Origin of the sequence: uncultured Campylobacter sp., assembly GCF_937949835.1 — a bacterium.
Taxonomy (GTDB): Bacteria; Campylobacterota; Campylobacteria; order Campylobacterales; family Campylobacteraceae; genus Campylobacter_B.
In genome coordinates this window covers 1-1,585 of the sequence record NZ_CALEDC010000255.1, presented here as the reverse complement: position 1 = coordinate 1,585, position 1,585 = coordinate 1, and the positions used below count along the sequence as shown (strand labels likewise).

The 1,585-nt window shown below is 47.2% G+C and carries 2 protein-coding genes; both read right to left on the bottom strand.

The annotated features are described in order from the left end of the window. On the bottom strand, positions 1-754 hold a 754-nt coding region (gene selD, locus Q0256_RS05830), incomplete at its 3' end, for a selenide, water dikinase SelD (protein ID WP_297961029.1). Between the two features lie 95 nt (positions 755-849). Then, positions 850-1,446 carry a sulfurtransferase-like selenium metabolism protein YedF gene (gene yedF, locus Q0256_RS05825; RefSeq protein ID WP_297961026.1) on the bottom strand — a complete coding sequence of 199 codons (597 nt, stop codon included), beginning with the start codon at positions 1,444-1,446 and terminating at the stop codon, positions 850-852. Between the last annotated feature and the right edge of the window lie 139 nt (positions 1,447-1,585).

Below are 1,585 nucleotides of genomic sequence, written 5' to 3'. Positions count from 1 at the left end.
CGGAATCGACACCAGGCGCGATAAATTTTAAATTTTTATAGCTTCCGGCGGGGATCAGCCCCTCATCAAGGCATCTGAGAGCACTTTTTAAAAGCGGAATTTTGCTAGGATAAATTTTAAAACTCACGCTCTCATTTATCATTTCAAGCGCGTGTCCGAGCAGCCCAAAGCCCGTCACGTCGGTCGCGGCATGTATTTTTAGACCCGCTAGCGCGCCCACGGCATAAAAATTTAGCAAAATCATGCTCTCTATCGCGTCACGAAATTCTTCAAATTCAAGAAATTTTGCCTTGATAGCCGTAGCGATAATGCCCGTACCGAGGGGTTTTGTTAGGATCAGCAGGTCACCTTCGCGCGCTGTATTATTGCTCCAAAATTTACGCGGATTCACGCGCCCCGTGACGCTAAGTCCGTAATAAATTTCGGGAGTAGAAATGGTGTGACCGCCTACCAAGGCCCCTCCGCACTCTTTAATTTTGTCTTTGCCGCCGCGCAGAATTTCGCGCAGAATTTCGTTTGAGAAATGACAATCGTCAAAACCCACGATGTTTAGGGCGTTTATCACTTCGCCGCCCATTGCAAATACGTCGCTTAGGGAGTTTGCTGCCGCGATCTGTCCGAAGATAAACGGATCGTCCACCAAAGGAGTGATAAAATCGAGCGTCTGTACGAGCGCAAGATCATCGCTTATGCGAAATACGCTCGCATCTTCGTTGCTGCAGGTGGACGACAGCAGGCTTGCATTGGGCTCGATTAAATTTCCAAGATTTTCGGTTAGACCCGCCGGGTCAAGCTTGGCGGCTCAACCGGCGGCTGCAATAAATTTCGTGAGGTTAAAATCTCTGTAGATCATAGTTTGATTACTTCGTATTTTGATAGGACGTCCATGATTTCGTATGCGTTTGAGATCTCGCCGATCGCGAGCTTATCGACTAACTTGTAGCCCTCCAGGCAGCTTCCGCAGCTTAAAATTTCAGCTCCCGCTTCGTTTAGTTTTTTAATCGCTTCGAAGCATTCGTGGCCGCGGTTGGTAGTTATGTGCACGGCGTTGTTTACGCAGATCACCTTTACGGGCTTTTCATCTAAGCTTAGCGCCGCGCCTAAAAATTTAGCAAGCAAGCTCTTTCCGATCGGGCCGCTTCCGCACCGCTCCTCGTTTAGGAATATCACCTTACCTATTTTTAGCGCCGCGACGTCACAATAAATATCGTCGATACCTTCGTCTTTCAGCTCGTCCGTTTTTACGGTTTTTATAAGCGTATCGGCGCCTGCTTGTGAAATTTGCGCCTCAAAGCCGTTTTTAGCCAAAAAGCGCTTTATGTTTTCGCGCGGCGCTATGTCGTTTACTAAAATTTCTAAATTCTCTCCGATTTTTAGCTCGCTGAGGGCTTTTTTAGCGCGTAAAAGCGGTTCCGGGCAATTTAAATTGCGACAATCTAGTTGCATATGTAATCCTTAAAAATAAAATTCTTTGAACCTCAAAGCTAATGCGAGCCGCGCGCAAGCGGGCCCGCATAAATTTACCCAAATTATAAGCGCGGGTACTTCGCTTCGAATTGTGATTTAGCGATCTGCCCCTTATCCA